Source organism: Streptomyces sp. NPDC002156 (genome assembly GCF_053593675.1).
In genome coordinates this window covers 1-2,414 of sequence record NZ_JBSFDA010000352.1, presented here as the reverse complement: position 1 = coordinate 2,414, position 2,414 = coordinate 1, and the positions used below count along the sequence as shown (strand labels likewise).

At 69.7% G+C, this 2,414-nt stretch carries 3 protein-coding genes and 2 pseudogenes; 3 read left to right on the top strand and 2 right to left on the bottom strand.

Annotated features, from left to right (window positions below):
- From ACWCRB_RS49605 to ACWCRB_RS49595, 3 genes and pseudogenes are all read left to right on the top strand, one after another.
- A pseudogene (locus ACWCRB_RS49605) lies at window positions 1-94 on the top strand (DUF2550 domain-containing protein); the annotation flags it as partial.
- Window positions 55-645 (top strand): annotated as a pseudogene (locus ACWCRB_RS49600) (helix-turn-helix domain-containing protein); the annotation flags it as partial. The pseudogenes ACWCRB_RS49605 and ACWCRB_RS49600, both read left to right, overlap by 40 nt.
- A 24-nt stretch (window positions 646-669) precedes the next feature.
- Window positions 670-1,089, top strand: a complete 420-nt coding sequence (locus tag ACWCRB_RS49595; RefSeq protein WP_451002342.1) for a hypothetical protein — start codon at window positions 670-672, stop codon at window positions 1,087-1,089.
- A gap of 3 nt (window positions 1,090-1,092) precedes the next feature.
- Here ACWCRB_RS49595 and ACWCRB_RS49590 read toward each other — a convergent pair whose 3' ends face one another.
- The gene (locus ACWCRB_RS49590; RefSeq protein ID WP_451002341.1) at window positions 1,093-1,470 is read right to left on the bottom strand and encodes an HIT family protein; all 378 of its coding nucleotides are present in this window, start codon (window positions 1,468-1,470) and stop codon (window positions 1,093-1,095) included.
- Window positions 1,471-1,692: 222 nt separating this feature from the next.
- On the bottom strand, window positions 1,693-2,414 hold a 722-nt coding region (locus ACWCRB_RS49585; protein ID WP_451002340.1), incomplete at its 5' end, for a DUF4405 domain-containing protein.

The window sequence follows — 2,414 nt, the reverse complement described above, 5'->3', positions numbered from 1 at the left end:
GCGCCGCGTCCTGGAACGCTCGGCGATCGAGGTGGCCGGCCGCCGTGCCCCCGACGGCGAGGAGGAGCTGGCCCTGCTCTCGGACGCGGTTGTGTCGCCCCGCTGAACGGCCCGCCCCGCATCCTGGCCGCTGCCGCACTCCGCAGGCCCACCCCCGTCGAGGGCGGTCCGGACTCACCGGATCACGTCGGATCCCCCGACCCCGCTCTCCCGCCCGGCCGGGTCGGTGTCGGCCCCGCCGTGCCGGTGCTGGACCTGCCGGGCTCCTGGACAGCCGCCCGCACCGCGCTCCGGTTCACCGCCGACGGCACCCCTCACTCCCCCGGCCCCCGGCTCGTGTACGCCGATGAGCTCGGCAGCATCGGGCTGCTCGCCGAGCTGGTCGTGCCGGGCGCCGATCCGCCGCCCGATGTGCAGTCACTGGAGGCGGCGGTCGCGGACGCGCCCTGGATGCTGGCGACGTTGCACGCCGTCGCCTCGACGGCGAGCCTGCGGGGAGCCGCCGTCGAGGTCAACGTCCACCACTCCACGCTCCAGGACCGGTTGGGCCACGCCGAGGCACTGCTCGGGTGGCCCGTCCGTACTCCGCAGGGCAGGCTCAGACTGCAACTGGCCCTGACCATGCGGCATTTGGGGCGCACGTAACTCCGTAGGCGGCAAAGGAGCTTCGTGATCCACGAGTCCGACGATTCCCTCGGACTCGCGAACCGGATCCTCGCACGCATGACGGCCCACGTCTGTCTCTCCGAACCGGCCGCGCACGAGACACCGGGCCGGCTCGCCCGGAAGACGGTCGTCACCGGCTTGCCTCTGCGGCACGACCTCGCGCACGGCAACCCGGACCGGATGCGCAGCGGGCTCGGCATCAAGACCGCGTACGCGCGGCGCCAGGAGGGACGGTGTCACCTCGTCCACGACGACGAGGCGCCGACCGGCGGCGCCGTGCTCGCCGCAGCTTGCTTTCACCTGGCCGACACCCCCGTGGGGTTCGGCCGGCCGGACCCCACCGTGATCCACCAGGCGGCCGACCGCATCGCCCACGGGTCCCTCGCGGCCGCAGGACCGCGGGGCCGGCATCGAGCCCGCTGAGCCTCAGCCGTCCCCGTGCCCGTACAGGCCGAGAATCTGCTCGTCGGTCTCACCGCGGTGGTAGACGTGCCAGTGCATGTGCTTGGACTCTTGATACAGGCCGCTGTTGGTGGTCACCGAGGCGGCGCCGTGCTTCTCAGTGACCTGAGCCGCCACCTTGGCCACCACGTCCATGACTTCCGCCAGCAGTTCGGGGCCGCCGTCCCCCAGGTCGATCAGCGACGGAATGTGCTCCTTCGGCACCACCACGATGTGCACCGGGTGTGACGGCCGGGTGTGGTGAAACGCCAGCACCCGGTCCGTCTCCATCACCCGCTCGATCTCCACGAGGCCGGGAATGGCCTGGTGGCAGTAGAAGTCCGAGACCTTGGCGGGGGTCACGCCAGCAGTGGCCACAGTTCGTCGCTTCCGTCTCTGGTCGGTGATCCAGGCGAAAGATTACCGGCTCGTCGGCCTTTTCCAGGGGTGACCGGAAGCCGGTCCACGAGCCGTTCGGTCCCTTCGCACCCGTCGTTGCGGAGGAGCACGCGGCGGAGTACTTCACGCTCAGGCAGGTGGTGCGCGTCGGCGACTTGCCACAGCAGGACGCGGGCGGCGGCTCCGTCACGGTGAAGAACCGACCTCCCTCCCCTGCGTCTTACGCGACGTCACCGATGACTTCGCCACGCGCCGTCTGGTGCCCCAGCGGCGCAGGTAGTGGGCGAGCGCGGCGTACATGGCGACGATCGATGCATAGCCGGCGAAGAACCCCACCGTGTCGTTCTCGAAGTCCCAGTAGCCGAAGGAGTAGTAGCCGACCAGCTTCGTACCGACGTCCAGGTCGAAGGACGCCTTCACTCCGTAGGCGACGGCCACGACCACCAGGATGCGCAGGGCCACCAGGGCGGCGCTGGAGGACGCAAGGCGCCCGACCATGGAGCGGACCACCCCCATCACCGTCTGCCAATACAGCCCGAGATGGACGGCCACGAGGATCAACGTCGCTGTCGCCACGAGGATGTGGGTCTGTCGGCCGGTCGCGCCGCCCGACAGACCCAGGAAGGCGAAGACCTCCCGCGAGACGACCAGGCTGCTGCCCAGCAGGACGGTCATGCTGATCAGCAGCAGGAAGTCGACCAGGATGGTGAGCCGATGACGCCGATTGCGGGTGTTGCGCGGAAGCCTGGCATACCAACTCAGATGGATGGCGTTGTGGACCAGGACCCCGGCGAAGAGCACAACACCGATCAGCTCGTGGTACAGGTCCCCAGTCCACTGATGGGCCATCGCGAACAGCATCAAGGCCAACATCACCGCGACCAGCCCGATCCTGAACAGCCACCGGC